The organism is Brevundimonas sp. P7753 (assembly GCF_013386595.1).
In the GTDB taxonomy this organism is placed as follows: Bacteria; Pseudomonadota; Alphaproteobacteria; order Caulobacterales; family Caulobacteraceae; genus Brevundimonas; species Brevundimonas bullata.
In genome coordinates, this window is sequence record NZ_JACARP010000226.1 from 1 (window position 1) to 1132 (window position 1132).

The 1132-nt window shown below is 67.8% G+C and carries 1 protein-coding gene; it reads right to left on the bottom strand.

What is annotated here, in order from left to right; all coding sequences use genetic code 11:
- Positions 1-25 precede the first annotated feature (25 nt).
- On the bottom strand, positions 26-979 hold the full coding sequence (locus HX774_RS19280; protein ID WP_178829017.1) for a rhodanese-related sulfurtransferase: 954 nt from the start codon (positions 977-979) through the stop codon (positions 26-28).
- Positions 980-1132 lie beyond the last annotated feature (153 nt).

The window sequence follows — 1132 nt, forward strand, 5'->3', positions numbered from 1 at the left end:
CCCTCGAGGGGGAAGGGAGATCAGGTTAGCTGTCCGCTCGCTTCGGCCCCGCCCCGACGTGCTCGATGCCGAGCCGGGCGGCGATCTCCATCTGCTTTTGCCGCTCGGCATAGCCCTCGCGCTGCTCGTCCGTGCGTGAGTCGTGGCAGCGGTCACAGCAGACGCCCTCGACATAGAGGGGCGACAACCGCGCCTCGGGGCTGACCGGCATGCGGCAGCCGCGGCACAGGCTGTGGTCGCCCTGTTTCAGGCCGTGACCGACCGCCACCCGCTCGTCGAAGACGAAGCAGTCGCCGCGCCACAGGCTTTCCGGCTCGGGGATGGTCTCCAGGTATTTCAGGATGCCGCCTTCCAGATGGAAGACCTGGTCGACGCCCTCGGCCTTGAGGAAGGCCGTGGCCTTTTCGCAGCGGATGCCGCCGGTGCAGTACATGGCGACCTTGGGCGGGTTGGGCCGGTCCAGCAGGGCGCGGCCCTCGGTCCTGAACCAGTGGGGAAACTCGCGGAAGGTGCGGGTGTTGGGCTGGATAGCGCCTTCGAAGACCCCGACCTCGACCTCGTAGTCGTTGCGGGTGTCGATAAGGATGGTGTCGGGATCGGCGATCAGGGCGTTCCAGTCCTGGGGCGAGACATAGGCGCCGACGCCCTCGACCGGGTCGATGTCGGTCACGCCCATGGTGACGATCTCGGCCTTCAGCCGCACCTTCATGCGGTGGAACGGCATGGCCTCGGCGGTCGAGTATTTCAGCTCCAGCCGATCAAAGCCCGGCAGGGCGCGCACCCCGTCCACGACGCGGGCGACGGCGGCCTCCGGTCCGGCGATGGTGCCGTTCAGCCCCTCGTGCGCCACCAGAAGCGTGCCGCGCACCTCGGTTCCGCACAGGTCCAGCAGATGCGCCCGCACCGCTTCGCGATCCGCAATCGGCGCAAAGCGATAGAGGGCGGCGACGCAGACGGGCGAAGGGGTTTCAGGCGTCACGGAGAATGTCCCGGCGGGCGGCGGTGAAAAAGAAGCGGCCTCTATAGGCCCCGCAGCCCCGCGCGTCACGGCGACGGCTTGTTTACAACTATGAGTTATATTCAGCGCTCAACCCAGAGGATGCCCGCCTTGCTGGAAGCCGCGCCGCCGCCC